Source organism: Nesterenkonia sp. CL21 (assembly GCF_031705515.1).
GTDB classification, from domain to species: Bacteria; Actinomycetota; Actinomycetes; order Actinomycetales; family Micrococcaceae; genus Nesterenkonia; species Nesterenkonia aethiopica.
Map to the genome: position 1 here is coordinate 106,906 of NZ_JAUTWR010000003.1, position 24,856 is coordinate 131,761.

Here is a 24,856-nt window from a genome sequence, read left to right on the forward strand (position 1 = left end):
GACCTCCGCAGCAGCCCGACGGACATGCTGACGGCCCCTGACCTGAGGACTCGTGTCCTGCAGGTCAGGGGCCGTCAGCGTCCGCCGCGGGCCCGGCCGGTGATCAGTCCTCGGACTCCTCCTCCGAAGCGGTCTCGTCCGGGCCCTGCTCGAAGCGCTCCTGCGCCTCGTCGATGAACCCCTCCAGGGTCTCGACATCCCGCGGGTCAGCGGAGAAGCCGACGGCGGTGAAGTGGTTGTTGCCGTAGCTCTCGATCACCAGGAGCACAACGCCGCCGTCAGCACCATCGTTGACCAGCAGCATCCCCTCTCCAGAGGTGTCCGGAGAGGACACCTCGAAGTCGTCGCCGTCCAGTCCGGTGCTGCGCCCCAGGTCCTCGACGATCTCGCTCTCGCAGGCCTCGAGCATGTCATGCGTCAGCGAGGCGAAGTCGACGTCGTCCTCGGTGGAGAAGACCTCCACTTCGGTCATCGCCTGGTCCGTGACGTAGGTGGCGGTGGCACCGGCGACCATCCCCGCCTCGGCCAGCTCCTCGTCGCCGGCGCTTCGTGCCTCGACGCAGCCCTCCGAGGGGTCACCGAGCTGGCCGTCGAGCGGACCGAAGCCGTCGAGGGTCTCGCCGAACCTGTCCCGGGATGACGGGCTGCCCTGCAGGTCCCACCCCTCGGGCACCGCCCGTCCGGTCAGGAAGACCGTCTCCAGCTCGTTCTCGTCCATCGGCCCGCTCGGCAGGTCGTTCCCGCAGGCGGTCACCGCCAGCGTGAGCACCGCGCTCGCCCCTGCGGCGCGCAGCACGCGCCGTCGCTTCGTCGTCATCGTATCCATCGGCCTCCCCCTCATAGGTGTGTGTCGTCCACAGCCGGCCGCCGGTGGCAGCCAGCCATCTGCTCATCCCCGTCGCCTCGGCCGATCCCTGACGAGCACGAGGGACCGGCCGGGCGGCGAGTCACTCGTCCTCGTCGGCCTCGTCGTCAGCGTCGGAGTCCTCGTCGGCCTCAGCGTCGGCGTCATCGTCCTCGTCAGGGTCGTCGGAGTCGTCGTCGGACGCCTCCGGCTCCGACTGCGGGAAATCCACCGTCGAGGAGTCGGTCTCCAAGGTCAGGGTGGCGATGTTGTCATCCCAATCCTCGACCCGTGTCTCAAAAGTCTGGCTCAGGGTGACCTCCGTGACGTCGGCGGGCATCGCCACCGCCATCCAATAGGTCGAGTTCCAGGTGCGGGTGTCGATGTCGATCGTCCGCGAAGCGGAGTACGTCTCTCCTGCCCCATCGGTGACCGTCAGGCTGGGGGTGAGCTCCTTGAATCGGGGGTTGAAGTCATCGCTGTCCAGGATCGCGTCGAACTCCAGGAGCAGCCAGGCCTCGTCCTCCTCCGCCCAGCCGTCAGCGCCGCCGACCTCCGAGTAGGCCGTGAGCCAGGCGGACTGCAGGCTCAGATACATCGAGGCCTCATAGTCTCTCTCATCCAGCGCGAAGGGCTGGTCGGCGATCGAGAACTCGTGGTTCGTGTCCTGCTGGGTCACGTCACGGTAGTAGGCACGGGTCACCGGGTCCGCCTCGCGCTGGCCCTCCGGCAGGTCCACGACCTGGTCCCGGCCCGCCGACGAGACGACCAGGTGAGCGTCGTCCTCCGGGACGGAGGCCAGGAAGCTTCCCGACTGCTCGCTGGGTCCGCTCCAGCCGTCGTCCTCGCCGAACTCCGCCAGCGTCCTCTGCTGACCGCCGGCGTTCAGCGCCAACGCCGCTGTGGACGTCTCGTCCTCGCCGGGCCGCTCCGTGGGCTGGTAGTCGTACTCGACGAACACGAAGGTCTCACCGTCCGCGGGAGCATGGGGCTCCCCGTCCAGGCTGACTCCGATGTCGCCGTCATCCGTGTCGCCGTCGAGATGATCCTCCATACCCTCCTCATGAGTCGGGGCGCCGGCGACCGGGACGGTCTCGAGCGTCGCGACAGAGGTGATCGTCACGCGCCCCCCGGGAGTCATGACCGGGCCGTCGTCGCCCGGGCTGACCTGCTCGTCACCCGGCTGCACAAGGTCACCGGGCAGGGACTCCCCGCTGAGGATGAACCCCGAATCGGTCTGCGGCATCGGCGGCGCCGCCAGGGCGTCGATGGAGTCGGGGGCCTCGTCGCCGTCGGCATCCACCACGGGACCCTCCGGCCGGGTCCGTCCACGCTCCAGACCGGCGGTCCATCCCTCCGGGAGACGGGCCTCCATCTCGCTGTCCGAGTTCGGGCGGATCTCGAAGGTTCCGATGTCCCAGACCTCACCCTCCTGGGCCGTGCTGGTGCGCACGCCTCCGCAGGCGAGCTCGCCCGTCACGTCCTCGTCCTCACCCAGCACGAAGAAGCACCCGGCGTCCTCACTGACCTCCACGTTCTGCGTCGGGCGCGACTCCTCCCATTCCGCGGAGGCCTGCTGGAGGAACTCAGCGGCGTTCTCGAGCGGGTCCCCGTCCTCGGTGGTCGGGCCGCCGCTGCCCGTGAGACCCCCGCAGCCGGAGAGCACCAGGGCCAATGACGCCGCCCCGGCTCCGAGTCCGGCGACACGACGGCGCAGATCAGTCCTCTTCTTCGTCTGCCCTGCAGACTTTCTCAACGCAGGCTTCATCAATGATCGTCCCCCTCGTCATGCGATTCTCAGCGATCGCACATGAGTCTATAGACCACCACTGACACGCGCAGGTCCTTGCGCCCACGGGATGGTTGTGTGACGTAAGCACCGCTGGGCACCCGGCATGCGGCTCCGGGAACACGCAGGGCCCGGGACGACGCGTCGTCCCGGGCCCTGCGTGTTCTCTGACCGACCGGTCAGCCGAACCAGATGCCGATCTCGCGCTCAGCGGACTCCACGGAGTCGGAGCCGTGCACCAGGTTCTTCTGGACCTTCTCTCCCCAGTCTCGCCCCAGGTCACCACGGATGGTCCCCGGAGCGGCGGTGGTGGGGTCGGTGGTGCCGGCCAGGGAGCGGAACCCTTCGATGACCCGGTCACCCTCCAGGATGGCCGCCACGACGGGCCCGGAGAGCATGAAGTCCACCAGCGGCTGGTAGAACGACTTGCCCTCGTGCTCGGCATAGTGGGCGGCCAGCTGCTCGGTGGTCGCCTCCAGCTGCGCCAGGGCGGCGATGCGGTAGCCCTTGGCCTCCACCCGGCGTAGGATCTCCCCGGTCAGACCCCGGGCGACGCCGTCGGGCTTGACCAGGATCAGCGTACGTTCAGTCATTCAGCTCTCCTCGTGATGCGTGTGATCGTTCTCGGGCGGGCTCGGCTCCTGCTCGGCGGCCAACCGCTCCTCCGCCCTCCATCTTTCCATCTTCTCCACGTCCAGCTGGCGTCCCTTGACCACCGCGTACCACCAGCAGGCCAGGAAGAGGACGCCGACGAAGTACATGTAGGGCTCGACCAGCCCGCCGGCCAGGATGATGAACTGCAGGATCCAGCCGAGCCACCAGCCCACCGGACGCTTCAGCAGCGCGCAGGTGAGGATCAGCAGCACGGAGACCCCCAGCGACCCGCCGAAGAGCCACCAGGCGTACCACTCGTTCTGGTGGAGCCCCCACGCCATGAGCCCGAAGAAGAACATCAGCAGAGCCTCAAGGCTGAGCACGGCGGAGCCGAACATGACCCGCACCGAGCGCGGCGGCCGGGTCATCCCGGGGCGCCACTCCCGCTGGGCCCGGGTCTGGCGGCGCGGCCGCCCGCCGCGGTCGGCGTCGTCCTGAGCGGTCATCTCAGAGCTCACCTCCGCCCAGCAGCGTGCGGGCCTCACCCACCACGGTGATCGACCCGGTGATCAGGACTCCGCCCGCAGCCCCCTCGGCGGAGGAGTCCAGGCGACCGACTGCCCAGTCGATGGCCTCGTCCAGACGTTCGGTGAGGTGAATGTCCTCCTCGCGGAAGCCGACGTCGAGAGCCAGCTCCGCCAGCTGTCCGGCCGGTATCGCCCGGGGAGACGTGGACTGGGTGAAGCAGATGTCCTCCGCCAGACCGTCGTACTCCCGGTGCAGGGTCGCGAGGATCTCGCGGGCGTCCTTCTCCTGGAGGATGCCGACCACCAGCACCAGCTGTCCCAGGCCGAAGGACTCCTTGAGCGCCTGGGCGCTGGCCTCGACCCCGGCCGGATTGTGGGCGGCGTCGATGATCATGGAGGGTCCGGTCCGCAGCACCTCCAGCCGGCCCGGGGAGCTCATGTGCTCACAGGCCAGCTGCAGTGTCTCCAGGGACAGCTCCTGCTCTCCTCCCCCGATGAACGCCTCCAGCGCCGCCACGGCGACCGCCAGGTTCTCGGCCTGATGCGCCCCGTGCAGAGGAAGAAGCAGGTCGGGGTACCGGCCCGCCAGACCCCGGAGGGTCACCTGCTGGCCGCCCACCCCGGGGGCGCGGCTCTCCACGCCGAACTCCACCCCTTCGAACCGGAATGGCGCCTCCGCCTCCCGGGCCGCCTCGAGGAGGACGTCGGCCGCCTCGGGCACCTGCGCCGCGGAGACCAGGAAGCCTCCCGGCTTGATGATGCCGGCCTTCTCCAGGGCGATGTCCCGCTCGGAGTCCCCCAGCAGGTCGGTGTGGTCCAGGGAGATCGGGGTGATGACGCTGACCGCACCGTCGGCCACATTGGTGGCGTCGGTGATGCCGCCCAGCCCGACTTCGAGGACCATCACGTCCACCGGCTCATCGGCGAAGATCGCGAAGGCCAGGATCGTGACGCACTCGAAGTAGGTCAGCGGCACCTCGCCGCGCTCGGCGAGCTGCTGGTCCACCAGGCCCAGATGCGGGCGGATCTCATCCCAGATCCGGACGAAGGTCTCGTCCGGCACCGGGGAGCCGTCCAGGCAGATGCGTTCGGTGACCTTCGCCAGGTGCGGAGAGGTGTACCGGCCCACGCGCAGATCATGGGCCAGCAGCCCGGCCTCGATCATCCGGGCGGTGGAGGTCTTGCCGTTGGTGCCGCTGAGGTGGATCACCGGGGCCGCGCGCTGAGGCTCGCCGAGGAAGTCCATGGCCATACGCATCGGTTCCATGCGCGGCTCCATCTTGTTCTCCGGAGCTCGGGAGAGCAGCTCAGCGTAGACGCTGGCCACGGAGAACTGGTCCAGCGGCTGTCCCTCCACAGGGTTCAGCGACTCAGAATCTGACATGTCAGGTCTCCTTGCAGAAGGTCGAGTAGCGGGCGATCGTGCTGCAGCCGGCCGGCGTCGGGGTCCTCGTCACGCCCGGACCACGCTGATCAGCGGCTCGGAGGCGCCGTCGTCGCTGAACAGCCGCAGATCGTCGGTCAGCGTCTCCTCGCAGAGGAGATCCCGGTGGCTCTCCAGCGCGGAGATCGTCGCCGGGGTCGCCGTGACGGTGGTGCGGATGCGGTCGGAGACCTGCAGGTCGGCGTCCTTGCGTGCCTGCTGCACGGAGCGGACCAGGTCACGCGCCGTGCCCTCCGCGCGCAGGGCGGCCGTGAGACGGGTGTCCAGGACCAGGAAGCCGCCGCCGGCACCCTCGACGACGCCGTCCAGCACGGTGACGGCCTGATCGGCCAAGGCGTCGGAGACGGTGGTGGTCAGCGTGTACTCCCCCTCCTGCAGCCGGAGCCCGCCGGCGACGACGACACCCTCGGAGACCGACCAGTCTCCGGACTTCGCCCCCTTGATGGCCTTCTGCACGTCCTTGCCCAGCCGCGGGCCGGCTGCCCGCGCGTTGACCACCAGCTGCTGGCCGATCCCCCAGTCGTCGGCGGAGACCTCCGTGGCGTCGAGCAGCCTGACCTCTTTGATGTTGAGCTCCTCGGCGACGATCTGCTGGTAGGTGCCGGCCAGCGCCTCGGCGTCGGGCACCACGACGGTCAGCGTCGCCAGGGGCTGGCGGACTCGCAGCTTCGCGGACTTCCGCAGCGAGGAGCCTGCGGAGGTGATGCCCCGGGTCAGGTCCATCAGCTCCACGGCGCGCTCGTCGCGCAGGTAGTCCTCCGGGTCCGGCCAGTCGGCCAGGTGCACGGAGCGCTCACCGGTGAGGCCCCGCCAGATCTCTTCGCTGATCAGCGGCAGCAGTGGAGCCGCGACTCGTGCGAAGGTCTCCAACGCGGTGTACAGCACGTCATAGGCGGCGGTGTCCTCCTCGTAGAACCGCTGACGGGACCGGCGGATGTACCAGTTGGTCAGCGTCTCAGAGAAGGCCCGGAGCGCCTCGCAGGCTCCGGAGACGTCATAGGCGTCGAGGGCCGCGGTGGCGTCACGGACCAGATCTCCGGTCGCGGCCAGGATGTACCGGTCCAGGGGGTTCAGTCCCTCGACGTCGGCCTCGGCCGCGGTCACCCGCCGCGCCTGGTAGCCCTGCCCCCCGTTCGCGGTGTTGGCGTAGAGGGTGAAGAAGTGCCAGGCGTTCCACATGGGCAGCAGCACCTGCCGCACACCTTCGCGGATGCCCTCCTCGGTGACCACCAGGTTGCCGCCGCGCAGGATCGGTGAGCTCATGAGGAACCAGCGCATCGCGTCGGAGCCGTCACGGTCGAAGACCTCGTTGACGTCCGGGTAGTTCTGCAGGGACTTGGACATCTTCTGTCCGTCCGAGCCGAGCACGATCCCGTGGCTGATGACGTTGGTGAAGGCGGGACGGTCGAACAGGGCGGTCGCCAGGATGTGCATGGTGTAGAACCAGCCGCGCGTCTGCCCGATGTACTCCACGATGAAGTCCGCCGGATGGTGGTCCTCGAACCAGTCGGAGTTCTCGAAGGGGTAGTGCACCTGGGCGAACTGCATGGAGCCGGAGTCGAACCAGACGTCGAGGACGTCGGGCACGCGGACCATCCGCGCCCTGCCGGAGGGGTCGTCCGGGTTGGGACGGGTCAGCTGGTCGATCCAGGGGCGATGCAGGTCCGGCTCCCCCTCGGCGTTGCGCGGCACGTCGCCGAAGGCCTCCTGCAGCTCCTCGAGCGAGCCGTAGACCTCGGTGCGCGGGTAGGCGGGGTCGTCAGAGACCCACACAGGGATCGGGCTTCCCCAGTACCGGTTGCGTGAGATGGACCAGTCCCGGGCGTTCTCGAGCCACTTGCCGAACTGGCCGTGCTTGACGTTGCCGGGGATCCAGTTGATCTTCTCGTTGTGCTCCAGCATGCGGTCCTTGATCTGGGTGACCGCCACGTACCAGGAGGTGACGGCCTTGTAGATCAGGGGCGTCCGGCAGCGCCAGCAGTGCGGGTAGGAGTGCACATAGGACTGCTCCCGGACCAGCCGCCCGGCGGCCTTGAGGACGTTGATGATGGTGCGATTGGCCTCGAAGACCTGGACTCCGGCGATGTCGGCCAGCGGCGCCTCGCCGGCCGCCGTCGGTTCGGCGAACAGGGGCAGGAACCTTGCGCCCTCGTCCACCGAGAGGATCACCGGGATGCCGGCCTCCTCGGAGGACCTCTGGTCCTCCTCACCGTAGGCCGAGGCCTGGTGGACCAGTCCGGTGCCGTCCGAGGTGGTGACGTAGTCCTCCACCAGCACGCGGAACGCGTGCTGCGTGCCCCAGGTGTCGGCGTCGGTGTAGTAGTCCCACAGCGGCTGGTACTCCAGGCCGGCCAGGTCCGAGCCGAGGTACCGGGAGACGACGGCGGCGGAGGCGTGCTCAGCGGCGGTACCGTCCTCGGTGTCGGCGAAACCGAGGTCCTTCGCATAGGAGGCGAGCAGCTCGGCGCCCAGCAGGTGGCGCCCCGGCAACGGCCCGTCCGCAGGAGCTTCGACGACGACGTACTCCACCTCCGGGCCCACGGCCACGGAGAAGTTGGTGGGCAGCGTCCAGGGCGTGGTGGTCCACGCCAGCAGGTTGACCCCGCGCAGGGCGTCCCCATGATCACCGCCCCCTGTGATGGGGAAGGTCACGGTGATCGAGGGGTCCTGGCGGTCCTTGTAGACCTCGTCGTCCATGCGCAGCTCATGGTTGGACAGCGGGGTCTCGTCCTTCCAGCAGTACGGGAGCACCCGGAAGCCCTGATAGGTCAGGCCCTTCTCGTGGAGCTGCTTGAACGCCCAGATGACCGACTCCATGTACTCGACGTTGAGCGTCTTGTAATCGTTGTCGAAGTCCACCCAGCGGGCCTGCCGGGTGACATAGTCCTGCCACTCGGCCGTGTACTTCAGCACGGAGGCGCGGCAGGCGTCGTTGAACCGGTCCATGCCCATGGACTCGATCTCGGCCTTGTCGGTCATCCCGAGCTGCTTCATGGCCTCGAGCTCGGCGGGGAGCCCGTGGGTGTCCCAGCCGAAGCGGCGCTCCACCCGGTGTCCGCGCTGCGTCTGGTAGCGGGCGACCAGATCCTTCACGTACCCGGTGAGCAGGTGCCCGTAGTGCGGCAGGCCGTTGGCGAAGGGCGGGCCGTCGTAGAAGACGAACTCCCCGCCGCGTCCTCCCTCAGCATCGGCGGGCCGGTTCTCCACGGAGGCCTGGAAGGTGTCGTCCTCGGCCCAGCCGGCGAGGATCCGCTCCTCGATGTCCGGGAAGCGCGGGGAGGCGGGCACGGAGCCGGCGGCACCGGCCGCCGGGGTGGCGCGGGGGTACACGGGTGAGGAGTTCTTCTCGGTCATGGAGGTCCGTCCTGGGTGCTCAAGAACTGGTGGGCGTCTCGTTCTTCCGCAAGGACGCCTCGGCCGGGCCGGACGCGGTACCACCTCGCTTGTCCGCCGGCGGCCGCGGCGCCTCGGCGCCGGGACCGCTCAGCGGACCTCTCCATGACAGCTGTGACGGGCTTGCCCGTCCGGATCTACTGAGGCCCGCGCTGCGGACCTGTTCTGCCGGAAGCTCACCGGTGATGGCCGGGTCGTCGCTGATGCCCATATTCTACGGGATCCCCCGGCATGACGCCGAACCGTGGAGCGCGCCTGCACTCGGGCGGCGGCCATCCCTTCCGGGCAGGAGAGGCCGAGGCTACCGTGGTGGCTTGTCACGGGACGACATCGACGCCACCGGGCCGGATCGACGGGTGCGAGGAGGCGGGCCGTGCAGATCATCTGGATCTCGGAGACCGCGGCCACCGAGGCCGTGCTGCTGGTCTGCGCCTTCGTGCTCTCTGCGGTGATCGGCCTCGAACGGGAGGTCCGACTGAAGTCGGCCGGAGCCCGAACCCATATCCTGGTGGGCCTGGGTTCGGCGCTGTTCACCCTGGTGTCCGCCTATGGCTTCGCTCCCCTGCTGGGCGACGAGGTGATCCTGGATCCGTCCCGCATCGCGGCCCAGATCGTCACCGGCATCGGATTCCTGGGCGCCGGAGTGATCTTCGTGCGGCAGAACATCGTCTCGGGGCTCACCACGGCGGCCTCCATCTGGGTCACCGCCGCGGTCGGCATGGCGTGCGGAGCGGGCATGCCGGTCATCGCCGCGCTGACCGTCGTGCTGTACCTGCTGGCCGTCACAGTGATCACGGTCGTGGCGCGCAGGCTCCCTCACCACAGCCGCAGCCGCGTCTTCCAGGTGCGCTACCTCGACGGTCGCGGCGTCCTGCGGGACGTGCTGGGCCGCGCCTCAGATCTCGGATACGCCTCGGCTCTGTCGCGCACCCGGCATGTCGAGGGCGACGACGGCGCCATCGTGGAGGCCACGCTGCGCTTCACCCGGCATCAGGGCGTCAGCGAGGACGAGCTGTTCCGCTCGCTCTCCGAGATCTCCGGAGTGCGTGAGGTGCGCTCGGTGCAGGAGGAGCACGACTGAGAGGCTCGACCGCATCACGCTCGGCGTCCTGCAGACCGGCCCCTTCCTGGGCTGACGCCCCCTGCTCAGCCAGAGTCCTGCTCAGCCAGAGCTCTGCGCCGTCGGGCGGACCGCCAGCCACAGCTCCATGTGGTCCTCCTCGCCGCCGTCGTCGTGCACCGTGGCGAGCATCTCGGGGGCGTCCAGCGGCTCGTACGGGTTGGCGGGGAACCACTCCCCGTAGGCCTGAGGCCACAGCTGCTGGATCTCTTCGATCTCCACGCCCTGGGAGCTGAGCACCAGCCACTGATGCGCCTCGACCTCAAGCGACTCAAGCGGCCCGTGGTCCGGCTGCCGGCCGTCGTCCGGGGGAGGTGACTGGGTCGCGGCGGCCAGCCAGTAGTCGAACGTGCTGCCGTCCTCGCGCTCCTCCTCGAAGGCGGTGCACACGGCAAGCACACCGGGCGGCCTGCCGGTGGACAGCGCGGCGATGTCCTCCAGCGTCTTCTGGCCCAACTCGTCCAGGAACGCTGTCATCGCGGGGTTCGGTCCCTGCTGGACGATCGGCAGGCGACGCCGCCGGCCCAGCAGGGTGAAGGCGTCCAGGGTCTCTATCCGATAGGTCATCTGCTGTGTTCCTTCCACGGAGAGGGTGAACCGCAGCGGGGGCTGCGATCGCAGGCGAGGGGCCGCTCTGCGGGCATCCACGGGGCCGACGCCGTGGACCGCGCGGAAGGCACGGCTGAAGGCGTCGGCCGAGCGGTACCCGAAGCGCACGGCGATGTCCTGCAGCGGCTCCTGCCCGCTCAGCACCGCCGGTGCGGCCAGGGTCATACGCCGGCGCCGCACGTACTCGGACACCGGCATCCCGGCCAGCACGGAGAACATCCTGCGGAAGTGATGCTCCGAGGTCAGGGTGGCTCGTGCCAGCCGGGCGACGTCGACCGTCCCCGAGGTGCGGTGGTGCGCACCGTCGGCGATCTGCTCCTCGATGAGGGCGATCGCCCGGTTCCAGCTGTCCATCCGTTCCTCCTTAGGATCGCCTCGATCCGACTGCTGCGGTTGATCTGACCTCATCAGCCTAGGAAGACGACGACGCCGCGGACCCGATGATGCATGCCCGATCCTGTCGGGTCGGCATCGTCGGATCCGCGGCGTCTCACGAGGCGGACATGCGCGCGGGGCTCAGCCCTGCTCAGGCTCGGCCAGCTCCACCTCGGTGACGGTGAGCTCGTGCACGGTCTCCCCCTGGCCCACGAGTTCCAGGGCACGCGAGCGAGTCGCGGCGCGGATGTCGCCCAGAGCGGCCTCCACGTGGCTCAGCGCCTCGTTCGGACCCGTGACGCGGGCCGAGAGCACCTCGGTGCGCTGCTTGACCTTGGCCTCGGACTTCGCGCGGCGCAGTCCGGCCAGGACCTCAGCCACCGAAGGCAGGATCGCCGGGTTGCCGTGGACGGACTCCAGCGCCTCGGCGCTGGGCCAGGCGGCACGGTGCACCGAGCCTTCGCGCCACCAGCGCCAGACCTCGTCGGTGGCGAAGGGCAGCACCGGGGCGAAGAGCCGCAGCACCGCATCCAGCGTGGTGGCCAGAGCGGCGCGGACCGAGGCCTGGGCCTCATCGCCGCGGGCACCGTAGGCCCGGTCCTTGACCAGTTCCACGTAGTCGTCGGTGAACCGCCAGAAGAAGGACTCCACCCGCTGCAGGGCACGGGCGTAATCATAGGCCTCGAAGGCGTGGGTCGCCTGCTCCACCACCTCGCGCAGCTCGGCGATGAGCGCCCGGTCCAGCGGCTCAGCCAGCACGTCGGCGTCCTCGCCTCGGGTGACGATGTGCTCCTCGGTGACCCCGAGGTTCAGTGCGAACTTCGAGGCGTTGAGCAGCTTGATCGCCAGACGACGGCCGATCTTCATCTGGGCGACCTCATAGGCAGTGTCGGCGCCCAGCTTGGCCGAAGCCGCCCAATAGCGGACCGCGTCGGAGCCGAACTGCTCCAGCACGTCGTCGGGGACGACCACGTTGCCCTTGGACTTGGACATCTTCTTCCGGTCCGGGTCCAGGATCCAGCCGGAGATGGCGGCATCCGTCCACGGGGCGGAGTCGTTGAGGGTATGGGCCCGCACCACGGAGGAGAACAGCCAGGTGCGGATGATGTCGTGCCCCTGGGGCCGCAGGTCGAACGGGAACACCTTGGCGAAGAACTCGTCGTCGTGGCTCCACCGGCCGGCGATGTGCGGCGTCAGCGAGGAGGTCGCCCAGGTGTCGAGGACGTCGGCCTCTCCGACGAAGCCTCCGGCCTGGCCGCGCTGGGACTCCTCGTATCCAGGAGCGACGTCGGTGGTGGGGTCCACCGGAAGCTGCGCCTCGTCGGGCAGGATCGGACGGTCGTAGTCGGGTTCTCCCTCGGCGTCCAGCGGGTACCAGACGGGGATCGGCACGCCGAAGAACCGCTGACGGGAGATCAGCCAGTCGCCGTTGAGCCCTTCCACCCAGTTCTCGTAGCGGGAACGCATGAACGCGGGGTGCCAGTCGATCTCGGCGCCGCGGCGCAGCAGCGCCTCGCGCCGGTCGGCATCGCGGCCGCCGTTGCGGATGTACCACTGCCGGGAGGTCACGACCTCCAGCGGCTTGTCGCCCTTCTCATAGAAGTGCACCGCGTGCGTGATCTTCTCCGGCTCGCCGTCGAGCAGACCGGCCTCGCGAAGCAGCTCCACGACGGCCTCCTTGGCAGAGTGGACGGTCTTGCCGGCCAGCTGCTCGTAGTGCGCGCGACCCCGCTCCGAGGAGATCCACTCCGGCGTCTCGCGGGAGAGCCGGCCGTCTCGGCCGACGACGGTGCGGGTCGGCAGCTGGAGCTCGCGCCACCAGGTCACGTCGGTCATGTCTCCGAAGGTGCAGATCATCGCGATGCCGGAACCCTTCTCCGGGTCGGCCAGCTGGTGGGCTTTGACCTCGACGGCGACATCGAACAGCGGCGAGGTCACGGTGGTGCCGAACAGGTGCTGGTACCGCGCGTCCTCCGGGTGAGCGACGAGTGCGACGCAGGAGGGCAGCAGCTCCGGGCGGGTGGTCTCGATGAAGACCTTCTCCCCCTGACCGGTGAAGAACGGGTACCGGTGGTAGGCCCCGGGCCGCTCCTTGGCCTCCAACTCCGCCTGCGCCACGGCGGTCCGGAAGGTGACGTCCCACAGCGTCGGGGCCAGTGCCGTGTAGGCGTGGCCGTTCTGGACGTCACGGATGAACGCGCGCTGGGAGATCGCCCGGGTGCTGTCGTCGATGGTGCGGTAGGTCTGGGTCCAGTCCACGGAGAGGCCCAGGCGGGAGAACAGGTCCTCGAAGACCTTCTCGTCCTCGACGGTGAGCTTCTCGCAGAGCTCGATGAAGTTGGGCCGGGAGATGACGTCCCAGTCCCGCTGGTTCTTCGCCGGGCTCGACGGCGGCGTGTAGTCCGGGATGTAGGGCTTGGAGGGGTCGCACCGGACCCCGTAGTAGTTCTGGACCCGGCGCTCGGTGGGCAGGCCGTTGTCGTCCCAGCCCAGCGGGTAGAAGACGTTCTTGCCGCGCATGCGCTGGAAGCGGGCCAGCACGTCGGTCTGGGTGTAGGAGAACATGTGCCCCACGTGCAAGGAGCCGGAGGCGGTGGGCGGCGGCGTGTCGATCGAGTAGACCGCGGAGCGCTCAGTGTCCTCCTCGAACCGGTACACCTGTTCCTGGGTCCAGGCGGCGCCGAGCTTCTCCTCCAAGCCTTCCAGCGCGGGACGGTCCGGGACCTGCGGGGTCTTCACCGACGCCGTCGCGGTCGCTGCGGTCTCGGGGCGTGCGGTCTCGATGACGGGCGAGTCTGTGCCCAAGTTCTGTTCAGCCATGCCTGCCATTGTTCCATGTCCGCCGCCCGCATTAGGCCCACCGTTCGGGGCCGGGCCCGCCCCTCCAGGACACCGCGTGCGGAGAGCCCCGTCGAGGTCGCCGTCCGGGTCGCCGTCGAGATCGGCCATCTCAGCATGCGGGCGGACCGTGGTGACCTGACGCGTGTCTCACTAGGCTGGACCCATGATTCAGACGCAGTCCGCACAGCCCCGCAGAGCTCTCGTCACCGGTGCCTCGTCCGGCATCGGTGCGGCCACCGCGCACCGCCTCACCACCGACGGCTGGCAGGTCTACGCCCTCGCCCGACGCGCGGAGAAGCTCGAGCACCTCGCCGAGCAGGAAGGCATCATCCCGATCGTCTGCGACGTCACCGACGCCGAGCAGGTCCAGCAGGCCCTGGCCCAGGTCACCGCCGAGGGCGGCATCGACACGCTGATCAACAATGCCGGCGGCGCTCTGGGCGTCGAGAAGGTCGGCGACGGCCGGGTGGAGGACTGGGACTGGATGTACCGGACCAACGTGATCGGCACCCTCACCATGGTCCAGGCGTTCCTGCCGATGCTGCGCGCCCACGGCGAGGGCACCGTGCTCAACCTGACATCGACGGCGGGGATCACCGCCTATGAGGGCGGCGGTGGATACAACGCCGCGAAGTTCGGCCAGCATGCGCTCACCGGCGCTCTGCGTCTGGAGGAGGCCGAGCACAACATCCGCGTGATCGAAGTCCTTCCCGGTCTCGTGCACACCGAAGAGTTCGCCGCCAAGAGGCTGCGCGGCGACGCCGCGGCGGCCGAGGCGGTCTACCGCGGCGTCGAGAAGCCCCTGACGGCAGAGGACGTCGCGGAGGTCATCGCCCACGCGGTGAACCTGCCCCACCACATCAACCTGGACCAGATCGTGGTCCGGCCGGTGGCCCAGGCCGCCCAGCACAAGCTCATCCGCAAGGGCTGACGCCCTCCCGCGGCAGACCGCCGCGCCGGCTGCGCGGCAGGGCCCGTCAGGTCATGCCGCACAGCCGGGCCGGCGACGGCGTCAGTCGAACACCGGACGCTCGGTGCGGCTGCGCTTGAGCTCGAAGAACCAGGGGAAGCCGGCCAGCGTCACCGAGGCGTCGAACAGCGTCCCAGCCTCTTCCCCCCGGGGAATCCGGGTGATCACCGGGCCGAAGAACGCCGTGCCCTGGAAGGCCACGATCGGCGTGCCGACGTCCTGGCCCACCAGGGAGATGCCCTTCTCATGCGAGGCCCGCATCTGCTCGTCGTTGACGTCGGTCTTCGCCTGCTCCAGGAGCGCCTCGTCAAGGCCCAGCTCCCGCAGCGCCTTGGCGGTCGCCTCCGCGAAGTCCTTGTTGTCGTTGTCATGGATCTCGGTGCCGACCGCGGTGTAGAAGCGACCGACCTCCTCCTGCCCGTGGGCCAGCTGCACGGCCGTCGCAGCCCGTGAGGGGATCCAGCGGGCCAGCTGCTCCTCATCCTCGGCCGGCGAAGGGTTCTTGTCCTCGTTCAGCACTCCCAGGCTCATGACGTTCCAGGTGACCTCGACGTCACGGACCTGTTCGACCTCACGGATCCACCGGGAGGTGACCCAGGCGAAGGGACACAGGGGGTCGAACCAGAAATCTACGCGCTCAGCCATGCTCGGCTCCTCTCTGACGGGATGTCACCGGCGACGGCTTCATCCGTCGGCGGCTCGCTTCCACCCATCCCCAACTGCTGGGTGGTCCAGGTCATTCCTTCCCCACGGCGGCAAGGGAGAGCCGGCGACGCCGTCACCCTGCCCAGCCGCTCAGAGATGCCGGCTGGGCGGGACGTCGAGTCCCAGCAGCGCGTTCTCCGTGACCTCCATCAGCGCCGGGTGGATCCAGTACTGCCCTCTGGCCGCGCTGTGGGCGTCCTGTCCGAAGCTCATCGCCTGGATGACCGGCTGCAGAAGGTTGGAGGCCTGATAGCCCATGGCGTGGCCGCCGAGCAGCGTCCCGTCACGACGGTCGGCGATGACCTTGACGATGCCGGTGCTGTCCTCCATGGCCCATCCGTAGGCGGTGTCGCCGTAGTGCTGGATCTTCACCGTGACGTGCTCGGCGCCGATCTGCTCGACCGCCTGCGGCTCGGTGAGCCCCACCTGGGCCAGTTCGGGGTGGGAGAAGACGGCGGCCGGGACCGCGTGCTGACGCGAGGGCCGCAGGTCGTGCGGGTTCTCCAGATTATGGGCCACGACCCGGGCCTCGTGGTTGGCCACATGTTTGAGCTGAGCCGCCGAGCTGAGGTCTCCCAGGGCGTAGAGCCCCTCGACGGGCTCCCCGCCGGCGAGCACACGCTGCCAGGCGTCGACGACGATCCGCCCGTCGTCGTGGAGGTCCAGCCCCGCCTCCTCAGCGCCGAGCAGATCACTGTTGGGGCGACGCCCGATCGCGATGAGGACGATGTCGACGTCGTACTCCTCCTGCCGTCCGTCGACGGTGAGCAGCTGGGCCGTCGCCCCCGCCGGCTCGCCCCGTCCCTCGGGATCGCGGGCGACGACCGCGCCCAGGGTGCGCTCATAGAGCACGGTCCAGCTCTTCTCCGCCTCGGCCGAATACGCGCTGGCCAGGTCAGGGTCCAGGGCGGACATCAGACCGACGCTGCGGTTGACCTGGATGACCTCGCTGCCGAAACCGGAGAAGATCCCGGCGAACTCGCAGGCGATGTATCCCCCACCGACGATCAGCACGCGGGAGGGCAGACTCTCCAGGCGCATCACCGAGTCCGAGGTGTGGACCTGAGGCAGGTCGACGCCGGGAACCTCCGGGAGGACCGGCCTGGATCCGGCGGCCAGCACCAGCTGCTCGGCGCGGACCTCGGTGCCGTCCTCGGCGAGGAAGGAACGAGGGCCCGTCAGGCGAACCTGCTGCTCCAGCAGGGTGACGTGGTCCAGCTCCTCAGCGCGGTAGTGCCGCCCAGCCCGCGAGATGGCGTCCACACGGGCGAAGATCCGGTCCCGGATCTGTGGCCAGTCCGCACCCCGGAGATGGAGGTCCACGCCGAGCCGGCCGGCCTCCTCGGTGCTGTGGGCCAAAGCGGCGGGGCGCACGAACATCTTGGTGGGGATGCAGCCCACGTTCAGACACGTCCCGCCGAAGGCGTCCGTGCTGCCGACACCGCGGTCGGCCAGCACCACCGGGCGGCCGTCCCAGTGCGGCGTGATGAGCGAGTTGCCGGAGCCGGATCCGATGATGGCCAGGTCAGGGGTGAGCGGAGCGCCCGGTGCGGAGTCGGTCATGAGTCCATCCTATGGCCGTGACGGGGAGCTGATCCGGAGCGCAGGCTCAACGGACAGGGTTGTGACGTCCGCCTCCGCAGGGGCTCCCCTGACGCCGGAGCCGGGAGGCAGAGACCATACTGGAGCACGGAGACGTCCGGTCCTCCCGGCGTCCGCACCACCCGCCCGACCCGAAGGAGAGATCCATGATCTTCATCGTCGTGAAGTTCCAGGTCAAGCCCGAGCTGGCCGACCAGTGGCCCGAGATCACCCGAGAGTTCACCGAGGCGACCCGCGCCGAGCCCGGCAACAAGTGGTTCGACTGGTCCCGCAGTGTGGAGGACCCGAACGAGTACGTGCTCGTCGAGGCCTTCGACGACGACGCCGCGGAGGCGCACGTCACCAGCGACCACTTCCTCCGGGCCATCGCAGAAGGCGGGCCCATGCACCAGGCGCTGGTGTCCACCCCGAAGATCATCTCGCGCCAGATCGACGGCGACGGATGGGACGAGATGGGCGAGATGCAGGTCGGCTGACGACGCAATCGGCTCTGACGAGGGGCCCTGGCTGGGATGCTTGGAGGCTTCCCCGCCGGGGCCCCTCGTCGTGCCCGCTCCCCTCAGACGCGGACGGCGGGCAGCCCCGAGCCGGTGAGCTCGTCGGTGGCCCGCTGCCTGGCGGCGCTCGGCGGCACCAACCAGGAACCGACCACGCAGACGACGAAGTTCAGCAGCAGCCCGTAGGTGCCGCCGTGCACACCCAGGAACGTCGAGTTGCCGCTGAGCGTCATGGCTGCGGCCACCGCGGCGCCGGCGAGCATGCCGAAGAACACCGCCGAGGCCGAGAGCCTGCGCCAGTAGAGCCCGAGGACGAAGGCCGGCGCCACCTGGACGAGGATCTCGAATTTGAGCACGAAGATCTGGTACAGCGTCCCCGGCGGATTCCAGGCGATCCACAGCAGCAGTGCGATCAGCACGATGCCGGTGACCTTTCCCACCAGCACCTTCTGCCCGTCCGAGGCCGAGGGACGCACCAGCTTGCCGTAGATGTCATGGGACACCATGGAGGAGAAGCTCAGCAGCACCGAGTCCGCCGTGGAGACGATCGCGCCGACCACCGCGCCGAAGAGGATCACCATCGTCCAGTAGAAGAACGGGTTGAGCGAGGCGACGTCGTTGGCGAGGAGTCCGACCAGCTGCTCCGAGGCGGAGACGTCCAGCCCGGGATACAGGTCGATGCAGATGATGCCGACCACGAAGACCAGCCCCGAGGTGATGAAGGGCATCCACGTCATCCGGGCCAACGAGCGTTTGAGGATCCGCTCCGAGCGTGAGGAGTAGATGCGTTGGATGGCGTGCGGGTACATCGCCGCGCCGAAGCCCACGATCACGAGCATGGACAGCCAATTGATCGAGGTCAGGGTGTCCGGGACGCCGATCTTCTCCGGCTGGCTCTCCGCGATGGAGGCGGTCAGGTCTCCGATGCCGCCGCCGGTGAGCGCCAGCGCACCGATGAGCATGATGACGATGCCGACCATCAGGATGATGCCCTGCATCGCGTCCGTGATGGCCACCGCCCGCATGCCGCCGAGCCATTCATAGACGAGCATGACCACGATGAACGCGATCACCGCCCATCCATACGGTATGGCTCCGCCGGTGAGGCCCGAGACCGCATGGCCGATCGCCACCAGCTGCTCGAGCAGATAGTTGGCCAGACCCCACAGCATCAGCACGATCGCCAGCGCCGTGACGGCTCGGGACTGGAAACGTTGGCTGATCCAGTCCGTGGGCGTCACGAAGCCGCGTGATCGTCCGACGGCGTAGAGCCGCGGCGCGAACAGCAGGTAGACGCCGATGATCACGGTGAAGAACGGGATCGACTGCAGCCAGGAGAAGCCCTCGCGGAACGCCTGGGGCGCGTATCCCACCACGGTGTTCCCGCTGTACTGAGTGGCATAGAGCGTGAAGAACAAGGTGATGAAGCCGAGGTTGCGGCCGGCGAGGTAGTACTCGCTCACGCTCTTGCCGAGTCCCTTCCCCCGGCCGCACATCCACCCGACGGTGATCATCGCGGCCGCGTAGAGGCACAGGATGATGATGGCGTCGGCACCGGCGAAGGCCAGTTGAGTGTCCATGGTCTCGTCATCCATGGGTGTCGGCCTCCTCCTCGTCCTCGACGATGTGCCACTGCGTCAGGCACACCCAGGTGAGAAAGGCGCTCAGTCCTGCCGAGAGCACCAGCACGACGACCACCCAGTAGGGGATCCCGAACCAGTACGGGGCGATGCTTCCCTCTGGCAGGTACCAGGGGGCGTTGAAGAGGACGAGCGCGGCCAGCACCACCCAGATCCACGGCCTGCGGATGGGTTCCTTCATGTCAGTCCTTCGAAGAGTTGTATACAGCGCGGCAGCGCCAGGGTTCTCCGCGGGTTCTGCGGGGTTCACGATCGGCTCTGACGAGCCGATCTGCCACCAGGGGTGATGGCGACAGATATGAGCACAGCCAAGATCGTATACTGTCTTCTGTGACAGAGCTAACACCGGCCGCCTGAGTCAGGCATCCGATCCGCGCACAGGAGAGACCGACCCCGATGACCCAGCCGATCCAGCCGACTCCGCCGGCCCAGGCCCTCACGTCCACCGCGAGCACAGGCTCAGGGCCCCTGGCCGGCCTCCGCGTGGTCGAGATGGGGCAGCTCATCGCCGGCCCCTTCTGCGGCCAGCTCCTGGGCGACATGGGTGCCGATGTCATCAAGATCGAGGAGCCCACCACCGGAGACCCGCTCCGCCAGTGGGGGCGCGCGCACCCTCGGGGAGAGTCGCTGTGGTGGGCGGTGCTGGGACGCAACAAGCGGTCCCTCGCTCTCGATCTCCGCCGACAGGAGGGCCAGCGGATCGCTCGGGAGCTCATCGGCGGCAGCGACGTCCTCGTGGAGAACTTCCGCCCGGGCTCCCTGGAACGCTGGGGCCTCTCCCCCGCGGAGCTGATGCGGGAGAACCCCGGTCTGATCGTGGTCCGGGTCTCCGGCTTCGGACAGACCGGTCCGTACTCCTCCCGGCCGGGCTACGGGTCGATCGGCGAGGCGATGGGCGGCCTGCGCCACGTCGTCGGTGACCCGTCGACGCCGCCGTCCCGCGTCGGGATCTCGATCGGCGACACGCTGGCCGCCACATTCGCGGCACTCGGCGCCCTGTCCGCCCTGCACGAGCGCCACCGCAGCGGCCGAGGACAGATCGTCGACTCCTCGATCTATGAGTCCGTGCTGGCGGTGATGGAGTCCCTGGTGCCGGACTGGGCCCTGGGTGGGGTGCAGCGGGAGCGCAGCGGCTCGATCCTGCCGAAGATCGCCCCCAGCAACGTCTACCCCACCCGAGACGGGCTCTGGGTGATCATCGCGGCGAACCAGGACACCGTGTTTCGCCGCCTGGCGCGGGCCATGGGAGACCCTGCCCTGGCCGACGACGCGCGCTTCGCCGACCACCACGGGCGCGGCGAGCACCAGGAGGAGCTCGACCAGCTGATCGCCGAGTTCTCCTCCACCCTCGACTCCGCGGCCCTCGAATCCCTCCTGGAGGAGCACGAGGTGCCGGTGGGCAGGATCTTCCGGCCTCAGGAGATGCTCACCGATCCGCACTACGCCGCCCGCGAGTCGATCACCGCAGTGCCCCACCCGGTGCTGGGCGAGGTCCCGATGCAGAACACCTTCCCCCGGCTCAGCCGCACCGACGGCGGCATCCGCTGGCCCGGTCCGGCACTGGGGGCCCACACTGACGAGATCCTCGCCGAGCTCGGGCGCGACGCCTCGTCCCGTCAGGGCCTCCGCGACCAGGGGGTCGTGCGATGAACAGCGACAGCCGTCCCGTGCCCTCTCTCTCCGACGTCTGGAAGCTTCCTGCGCGCGCCCGCGTGGTGGAGGTCGGTCTGCGCGACGGGCTCCAGGCCGTGGAGCGGCCGCTGCCCCTGGGGGCCAAGGTGGAGATCGTCCACCGACTCATCGATGCGGGCGTCACAGAGATCGAGGTGGCGTCGTTCGCCCACCCGAAGATCCTCCCGCAGCTCGCCGACGCCGAGGAGCTGCTGCGCCGCGTCCCGCGCGTCGACGGTGTCACCTATCGGGGGCTCGTCCCGAATCTGCGGGGCATGCGGCGCGCCGCCGACTGCGATCTCGACGAGGTGGCCGTGGTGGTTCCGGCAGACGACGGCATGGCACTGAAGAACCAGAACAGGTCCACCTCGGAGCTGCTCACCGAGACGCGCGAGATCGGGCGCCTCGCCGCCGACGCCGGTCAGCGGCTCATCGTCGCCGTCGCCTGTGCCTTCTTCGCCCCCAGCCGCGGCACGGTCCCCTCCGCCGAGCGGATCGCCGTCGTCGAGGGCGCCCTGGAAGCCGGGGCGGACGCCGTCTATCTGGCGACCACCACCGGGCAGGAGCATCCCGCCGAGGTCCATGACGGAGTGGCCGAGGTCCGCCGACGATTCCCGGAGCTGAGCTGCGGAGTCCACCTGCACAATCGCAACGGCTTCGCCCCCGCCAACGCGCTGGCGGCGCTCACGGCCGGCGCCGACTGGCTCGAGGCCTCGTTCTCCGGGCTCGGGGGCGACATGTGGTTCCCGGGGGATCCCACGGTGCTGGGCAACATGGCCACCGAGGACCTCCTGCATCTGCTGGGCGGGCTGGGCATCGAGACCGGCATCGACTTCGAGAAGCACCGCCGACTCGCCGCCGAGGTCACCGACCTGACCGGATTCCCCGTCACCTCCTTCGTCGCACGCGGCGGCAGCCGCGACGACCTGGCCGCCGCCACGTGGCCCGACACCCACCCGGGGAGGGCTGATGGCGACGCTGGCCGATGACCTCCTGGGACTGATCGCCTCCGGCGAGTACAGCGGCGGCCAGTGGCTGCGGGAGGGAGTTCTGGCTGAACGTCTGGGCGTGTCCCGCACACCGGTGCGCGATGCGCTGCGTGAGTTGGCCGCGCTGAGTGTGGTCGAGCTGGTTCCGCACCGCGGCGCCCGGATCCGAGAGCACAGCTTCTCCGACATCGAGCAGATCTACCGCGCCCGGGCACGGGTGGAGCCCGCCGTCGTGGCCGACGCCGTCCCGCGGCTGGAGCGTGGACACCTGGAGCAGCTGAAGATCATCAGCGCTCGCATGCACACGCTGGCCCACGACCCCTCCCGTCGCCCGGAGCTCTCCCGGCTGAACAACGCGTTCCACCGGATCTTCCTGGACGCGGCGGGCAACCGGGCCCTTGCCGCCTCCGCGCGACACCTGGTGACGCCGCTGCTGGTGGCCCATGTCTTCGCGGCCTACTCGTCGGAGGCGCTGGCCCGGTCCCTGATGCATCACGACGAGCTCATCCTGGCCGCGGAGGCCGGAGACGCCGAGTGGGCGGAGGCCATCATGACCGCCCACATCCTCAGCGGACTGCAGGGCCACCGGGCCGCCCGGGCCGCTGCGGAGGAGGAGAGATCCGGCGACCCGGCCGGGACTCCGCCGGCGCTCGGATGACCTCGTCGGCAGTCGTGCGGGTGTCACACCCGGCCGCCCCCGGGAGTCGCCACCACAAAGCACCGGGGAGTCCCTATGATGGGACGCGTGCAGATCATGAGCGTGTCCAGCTTGAAAGGCGGGGTCGGCAAGACCTCGGTCACCATGGGGTTGGCGTCTGCCGCCCTCCAGCAGGGGGTCAGGACGCTGGTCATCGACCTTGACCCCCACGCTGACTCGACCACCGGGCTCGCGGTCTCCCGCGGCGCCGGCACGGAAGCGGGTCAGCTGCTCAAGGACGCCCGCAGGACGCGGGTCTCCGAGCATGTGGTGCGCTCCGGCTGGATCGACCTGCTGCCGGAGGACCAGCGCGCCGACGCGACTCTCGACGTCATCGTCGGCTCCGCGCTGTCGGCCACGTTCGACCGCCCGGACATCCGTCCGCGGGACATGCGACGCCTCCGGACCCTCCTGACAGGCCTGGAGGGCTATGATCTCGTACTCGTCGACTGTCCCCCGTCACTGGCCGGACTGACGCGCATCGCCTGGGCCGCCTCGAACCAGGTGCTCCTCGTCGCCGAGCCCAGCCTGTTCTCCGTCGCCGGGACCGAACGCACCATGCGAGCCATCCGGCTGTTCTCCAACGAGTACGCCCCCCAGCTGAAGTCAGCCGGTGTGGTGGTCAACAGAGCCCGCGCCGACTCCACGGAGCACGAGTACCGGCTCCTGGAGATGGAGCGCCTCTACCAGGAGAAGCTCATGCTGCCTGTGCTGGAGGAGAACGCCTTCTGGCAGCAGATCCAGGGCGCCGCCTACCCGGTCCACCAGTGGCCGGGCGACCAGGCTCGCGATCTGGCGAAGTCCTTCGACCAGCTCCTCGACCAGCTCCTCTGAGCGTCTCGGCGTCCTGCGCCGCGACACCTCTCCCGGACATGAGGAAGGGGCCCGATCCGCGGATCGGGCCCCTTCCTCATGTCCGGGAGTCTCTGCTCAGGAGGCCTGCGAGCGTCGCCGAGCGCGCATCTTCGCCAGCTCATCCTGCTGGCTGAAGGCGGACAGCTCCTGCTGGACCGCATGGTCTCCGGTCGCCGGAGCCGCCGCCTCATCCTCGGCGTCGGTCCGCTCCCGGGGCAGCTCGGCCAGCGACCCTTCGACCTCGCGCCACACTCTCCCCACGGCGATCCCGAAGACGCCCTGGCCGCCCTGGACCAGGTCGATGACCTCATCGGCCGAGGTGCACTCGTAGACCGACGCGCCGTCGGACATCAGCGTGATCTGCGCGAGGTCCTCGACTCCGCGCTCCCGCAGGTGCTCGATGGCGGTCCGGATCTGCTGGAGGGAGACCCCGGTGTCCAGCAGCCGCTTGACGACCTTGAGGACCAGGATGTCCCGGAAGGAGTACAGGCGGGCCGAACCGGAGCCGGAGGCATTGCGCAGGGACGGCTGCACGAGCTTGGTGCGCGCCCAGTAGTCCAACTGCCGATACGTGATCCCGGCCGCCGCGCAGGCCACAGGGCCGCGGTAGCCCATCTCCTCATCCAGGTCCGGCAGGCCGTCGTCGAACAGCCGCTGCTGCAGGACAGGATGCTGCGGAACTCGGCCCGGCCCCTGCTGCGCATCGCTGCGAGAATCAAGACTCACGTATACCCTCCTCGGTGCGGTCCCGCCGGGGGAAGTTCGTCGCCCTCGGCCGACACCTCACGGTGCGGACCGAGCGAGTCAGGACGACGCATGCGGAAACCTTCTTCCTCGACGGTAGAACGGCAGCAGCCGGGGGTCAAAGACATCCGCTCCGACCGTGGCGGCGTGTCGCCCGATGCGACGCCGGGGCACAGAACCCCGACGATGACGACACCCCGGGACGACGCCCACACTCTACTCCCCTCCGAAGGCGCGCGCCCACAGCTGTCGACCAGCTTCCCGCTCAGGAGGTGGACTTGCCGAAGTCCTCCGGCTCCGCGCCGTCGAGGAACTTCTGGAACTCTTTGATCTCGTCTGCGGAGATCGGTCCCCGCCCCGCCACATCGGCCGCCTCGGGACTGGCGCCCGGGGGTGCGGCGGGCCGCTGACCCGGGCCGGAGGAACCGGAGTCCCCGCCGTCGGCGGTCCGGTACCGCGGCGTGACGGCCACAGCCCGGAGAGTGGACTCGGCCATGGTGATCCGCGCCGCAGTGCGGACCGCCACGGCGATCGCATCGGATGCGCGGGAATCGAGCACCTGGCCGCGACGCAGCCGGATGGTGCCGAAGTAGGTGGAGCTGTCCAGGAGTCCGATCTCGATCGACTCGACGCCGTCGGCCAGGCCGGTCAGCGCATCCACCAGCAGGTCATGGGTCATGGGCCGCGGGGGCGTCTGCCCGTCCATGCCCATCGAGATGGCAGTGGCTTCCGAGGTGCCGACCATGATGGCCACGTGGAGATCCTCCATCCCCGGCTCTGCGCCGCGGAGCATCACCACAGGCTGATGTGAGGGCACCTCGATGCGCACGCCCACCACGTTCAGACGGATCTGCCGCTGTGTCATCGGACTGCGACCTCCCCACCTCCGGTGCGCCGGTCGCCTCGACTGCGGTGCACGCGCGGACGCGCACGACGACCGTGCACTTCCA

General features: G+C 69.2%; 21 protein-coding genes. 7 read left to right on the forward strand and 14 right to left on the reverse strand.

Annotated elements, in window-relative coordinates; genetic code table 11:
* Nucleotides 1-103: 103 nt before the first annotated feature.
* The 6 genes from Q7C18_RS07030 to ileS form a co-directional block, all read right to left on the reverse strand.
* Nucleotides 104-817 carry a hypothetical protein gene (locus Q7C18_RS07030; RefSeq protein ID WP_311024763.1) on the reverse strand — a complete coding sequence of 238 codons (714 nt, stop codon included), beginning with the start codon at nucleotides 815-817 and terminating at the stop codon, nucleotides 104-106.
* A 130-nt stretch (nucleotides 818-947) separates the two neighbouring features.
* The gene (locus Q7C18_RS07035) at nucleotides 948-2,600 is read right to left on the reverse strand and encodes a hypothetical protein (RefSeq protein ID WP_311024764.1); all 1,653 of its coding nucleotides are present in this window, start codon (nucleotides 2,598-2,600) and stop codon (nucleotides 948-950) included.
* A gap of 212 nt (nucleotides 2,601-2,812) precedes the next feature.
* Entirely contained in the window at nucleotides 2,813-3,226 is a 414-nt protein-coding gene (gene ndk, locus Q7C18_RS07040) for a nucleoside-diphosphate kinase (protein ID WP_311024765.1), read from the reverse strand.
* A complete protein-coding gene (locus tag Q7C18_RS07045; protein WP_311024766.1) occupies nucleotides 3,227-3,733 on the reverse strand; it encodes a DUF4233 domain-containing protein in 507 nt (168 codons plus the stop codon).
* A 1-nt stretch (nucleotide 3,734) separates the two neighbouring features.
* The gene (locus tag Q7C18_RS07050) at nucleotides 3,735-5,138 is read right to left on the reverse strand and encodes a folylpolyglutamate synthase/dihydrofolate synthase family protein (protein ID WP_070160428.1); all 1,404 of its coding nucleotides are present in this window, start codon (nucleotides 5,136-5,138) and stop codon (nucleotides 3,735-3,737) included.
* A gap of 69 nt (nucleotides 5,139-5,207) precedes the next feature.
* The gene (gene ileS / locus Q7C18_RS07055) at nucleotides 5,208-8,552 is read right to left on the reverse strand and encodes an isoleucine--tRNA ligase (protein WP_311024767.1); all 3,345 of its coding nucleotides are present in this window, start codon (nucleotides 8,550-8,552) and stop codon (nucleotides 5,208-5,210) included.
* A gap of 412 nt (nucleotides 8,553-8,964) precedes the next feature.
* On the opposite strand from ileS, the gene Q7C18_RS07060 reads away from it, so the two are divergent.
* Nucleotides 8,965-9,672 (forward strand): MgtC/SapB family protein, encoded by a 708-nt coding sequence (locus Q7C18_RS07060; RefSeq protein WP_311024768.1) that lies wholly within the window; start codon nucleotides 8,965-8,967, stop codon nucleotides 9,670-9,672.
* A gap of 81 nt (nucleotides 9,673-9,753) precedes the next feature.
* Here the strand turns inward: Q7C18_RS07060 and Q7C18_RS07065 are convergent, their stop codons facing one another.
* Together Q7C18_RS07065 and valS are read right to left on the reverse strand one after the other, a co-directional pair.
* Complete coding sequence (locus tag Q7C18_RS07065; RefSeq protein WP_311024769.1) at nucleotides 9,754-10,674, reverse strand: AraC family transcriptional regulator; 921 nt, start codon at nucleotides 10,672-10,674, stop codon at nucleotides 9,754-9,756.
* Nucleotides 10,675-10,836: 162 nt separating this feature from the next.
* A complete protein-coding gene (gene valS / locus Q7C18_RS07070) occupies nucleotides 10,837-13,515 on the reverse strand; it encodes a valine--tRNA ligase (protein WP_311024770.1) in 2,679 nt (892 codons plus the stop codon).
* A gap of 184 nt (nucleotides 13,516-13,699) precedes the next feature.
* Here valS and Q7C18_RS07075 point away from each other — a divergent pair, with 184 nt between their 5' ends.
* Complete coding sequence (locus Q7C18_RS07075; protein ID WP_311024771.1) at nucleotides 13,700-14,467, forward strand: SDR family oxidoreductase; 768 nt, start codon at nucleotides 13,700-13,702, stop codon at nucleotides 14,465-14,467.
* Nucleotides 14,468-14,548: 81 nt separating this feature from the next.
* On the opposite strand, the gene Q7C18_RS07080 is transcribed toward Q7C18_RS07075, so the two are convergent.
* Both Q7C18_RS07080 and Q7C18_RS07085 read right to left on the reverse strand, forming a co-directional pair.
* Entirely contained in the window at nucleotides 14,549-15,151 is a 603-nt protein-coding gene (locus tag Q7C18_RS07080; protein WP_311024772.1) for a DsbA family protein, read from the reverse strand.
* 150 nt (nucleotides 15,152-15,301) lie between these two features.
* A complete protein-coding gene (locus Q7C18_RS07085) occupies nucleotides 15,302-16,774 on the reverse strand; it encodes a mycothione reductase (protein ID WP_311024773.1) in 1,473 nt (490 codons plus the stop codon).
* 185 nt (nucleotides 16,775-16,959) lie between these two features.
* Between Q7C18_RS07085 and Q7C18_RS07090 the strand changes: the two genes are divergently transcribed.
* Entirely contained in the window at nucleotides 16,960-17,289 is a 330-nt protein-coding gene (locus Q7C18_RS07090) for a putative quinol monooxygenase (protein ID WP_070160438.1), read from the forward strand.
* An 83-nt stretch (nucleotides 17,290-17,372) separates the two neighbouring features.
* On the opposite strand, the gene Q7C18_RS07095 is transcribed toward Q7C18_RS07090, so the two are convergent.
* Both Q7C18_RS07095 and Q7C18_RS07100 read right to left on the reverse strand, forming a co-directional pair.
* Entirely contained in the window at nucleotides 17,373-18,905 is a 1,533-nt protein-coding gene (locus Q7C18_RS07095) for a sodium:solute symporter family protein (protein ID WP_311024774.1), read from the reverse strand.
* Nucleotides 18,898-19,131 carry a hypothetical protein gene (locus Q7C18_RS07100; protein ID WP_070160440.1) on the reverse strand — a complete coding sequence of 78 codons (234 nt, stop codon included), beginning with the start codon at nucleotides 19,129-19,131 and terminating at the stop codon, nucleotides 18,898-18,900. Before Q7C18_RS07100 ends, Q7C18_RS07095 begins: the two co-directional genes overlap by 8 nt.
* A gap of 215 nt (nucleotides 19,132-19,346) precedes the next feature.
* Between Q7C18_RS07100 and Q7C18_RS07105 the strand changes: the two genes are divergently transcribed.
* From Q7C18_RS07105 to Q7C18_RS07120, 4 genes are all read left to right on the forward strand, one after another.
* Complete coding sequence (locus Q7C18_RS07105) at nucleotides 19,347-20,600, forward strand: CoA transferase (RefSeq protein WP_311024775.1); 1,254 nt, start codon at nucleotides 19,347-19,349, stop codon at nucleotides 20,598-20,600.
* The gene (locus Q7C18_RS07110) at nucleotides 20,597-21,610 is read left to right on the forward strand and encodes a hydroxymethylglutaryl-CoA lyase (RefSeq protein ID WP_311024776.1); all 1,014 of its coding nucleotides are present in this window, start codon (nucleotides 20,597-20,599) and stop codon (nucleotides 21,608-21,610) included. Before Q7C18_RS07105 ends, Q7C18_RS07110 begins: the two co-directional genes overlap by 4 nt.
* Nucleotides 21,591-22,268 (forward strand): GntR family transcriptional regulator, encoded by a 678-nt coding sequence (locus Q7C18_RS07115; RefSeq protein WP_311024777.1) that lies wholly within the window; start codon nucleotides 21,591-21,593, stop codon nucleotides 22,266-22,268. The genes Q7C18_RS07110 and Q7C18_RS07115 overlap by 20 nt, the downstream gene beginning before the upstream one ends.
* An 87-nt stretch (nucleotides 22,269-22,355) precedes the next feature.
* Nucleotides 22,356-23,141 (forward strand): ParA family protein, encoded by a 786-nt coding sequence (locus Q7C18_RS07120; protein WP_070160508.1) that lies wholly within the window; start codon nucleotides 22,356-22,358, stop codon nucleotides 23,139-23,141.
* A gap of 96 nt (nucleotides 23,142-23,237) precedes the next feature.
* On the opposite strand, the gene Q7C18_RS07125 is transcribed toward Q7C18_RS07120, so the two are convergent.
* Together Q7C18_RS07125 and Q7C18_RS07130 are read right to left on the reverse strand one after the other, a co-directional pair.
* Nucleotides 23,238-23,825: a MerR family transcriptional regulator gene (locus tag Q7C18_RS07125; protein WP_070160510.1), complete on the reverse strand. Its 588-nt coding sequence runs from the start codon at nucleotides 23,823-23,825 to the stop codon at nucleotides 23,238-23,240.
* Between the two features lie 346 nt (nucleotides 23,826-24,171).
* A complete protein-coding gene (locus tag Q7C18_RS07130) occupies nucleotides 24,172-24,771 on the reverse strand; it encodes a bifunctional nuclease family protein (RefSeq protein ID WP_070160444.1) in 600 nt (199 codons plus the stop codon).
* Nucleotides 24,772-24,856 lie beyond the last annotated feature (85 nt).

Excerpts from the sequence above, each read along its gene's own strand:
- Q7C18_RS07030 (WP_311024763.1), bottom strand. The coding sequence starts at position 817 with ATGACGACGAAGCGACGGCGCGTGCTGCGCGCCGCAGGGGCGAGCGCG.
- ndk (WP_311024765.1), bottom strand. The coding sequence starts at position 3,226 with ATGACTGAACGTACGCTGATCCTGGTCAAGCCCGACGGCGTCGCCCGG.
- Q7C18_RS07045 (WP_311024766.1), bottom strand. The coding sequence starts at position 3,733 with ATGACCGCTCAGGACGACGCCGACCGCGGCGGGCGGCCGCGCCGCCAG.
- Q7C18_RS07050 (WP_070160428.1), bottom strand. The coding sequence starts at position 5,138 with ATGTCAGATTCTGAGTCGCTGAACCCTGTGGAGGGACAGCCGCTGGAC.
- ileS (WP_311024767.1), bottom strand. The coding sequence starts at position 8,552 with ATGACCGAGAAGAACTCCTCACCCGTGTACCCCCGCGCCACCCCGGCG.
- Q7C18_RS07065 (WP_311024769.1), bottom strand. The coding sequence starts at position 10,674 with ATGGACAGCTGGAACCGGGCGATCGCCCTCATCGAGGAGCAGATCGCC.
- valS (WP_311024770.1), bottom strand. The coding sequence starts at position 13,515 with ATGGCTGAACAGAACTTGGGCACAGACTCGCCCGTCATCGAGACCGCA.
- Q7C18_RS07075 (WP_311024771.1), top strand. The coding sequence starts at position 13,700 with ATGATTCAGACGCAGTCCGCACAGCCCCGCAGAGCTCTCGTCACCGGT.
- Q7C18_RS07080 (WP_311024772.1), bottom strand. The coding sequence starts at position 15,151 with ATGGCTGAGCGCGTAGATTTCTGGTTCGACCCCCTGTGTCCCTTCGCC.
- Q7C18_RS07085 (WP_311024773.1), bottom strand. The coding sequence starts at position 16,774 with ATGACCGACTCCGCACCGGGCGCTCCGCTCACCCCTGACCTGGCCATC.
- Q7C18_RS07090 (WP_070160438.1), top strand. The coding sequence starts at position 16,960 with ATGATCTTCATCGTCGTGAAGTTCCAGGTCAAGCCCGAGCTGGCCGAC.
- Q7C18_RS07095 (WP_311024774.1), bottom strand. The coding sequence starts at position 18,905 with ATGGATGACGAGACCATGGACACTCAACTGGCCTTCGCCGGTGCCGAC.
- Q7C18_RS07100 (WP_070160440.1), bottom strand. The coding sequence starts at position 19,131 with ATGAAGGAACCCATCCGCAGGCCGTGGATCTGGGTGGTGCTGGCCGCG.
- Q7C18_RS07105 (WP_311024775.1), top strand. The coding sequence starts at position 19,347 with ATGACCCAGCCGATCCAGCCGACTCCGCCGGCCCAGGCCCTCACGTCC.
- Q7C18_RS07110 (WP_311024776.1), top strand. The coding sequence starts at position 20,597 with ATGAACAGCGACAGCCGTCCCGTGCCCTCTCTCTCCGACGTCTGGAAG.
- Q7C18_RS07115 (WP_311024777.1), top strand. The coding sequence starts at position 21,591 with ATGGCGACGCTGGCCGATGACCTCCTGGGACTGATCGCCTCCGGCGAG.
- Q7C18_RS07130 (WP_070160444.1), bottom strand. The coding sequence starts at position 24,771 with ATGACACAGCGGCAGATCCGTCTGAACGTGGTGGGCGTGCGCATCGAG.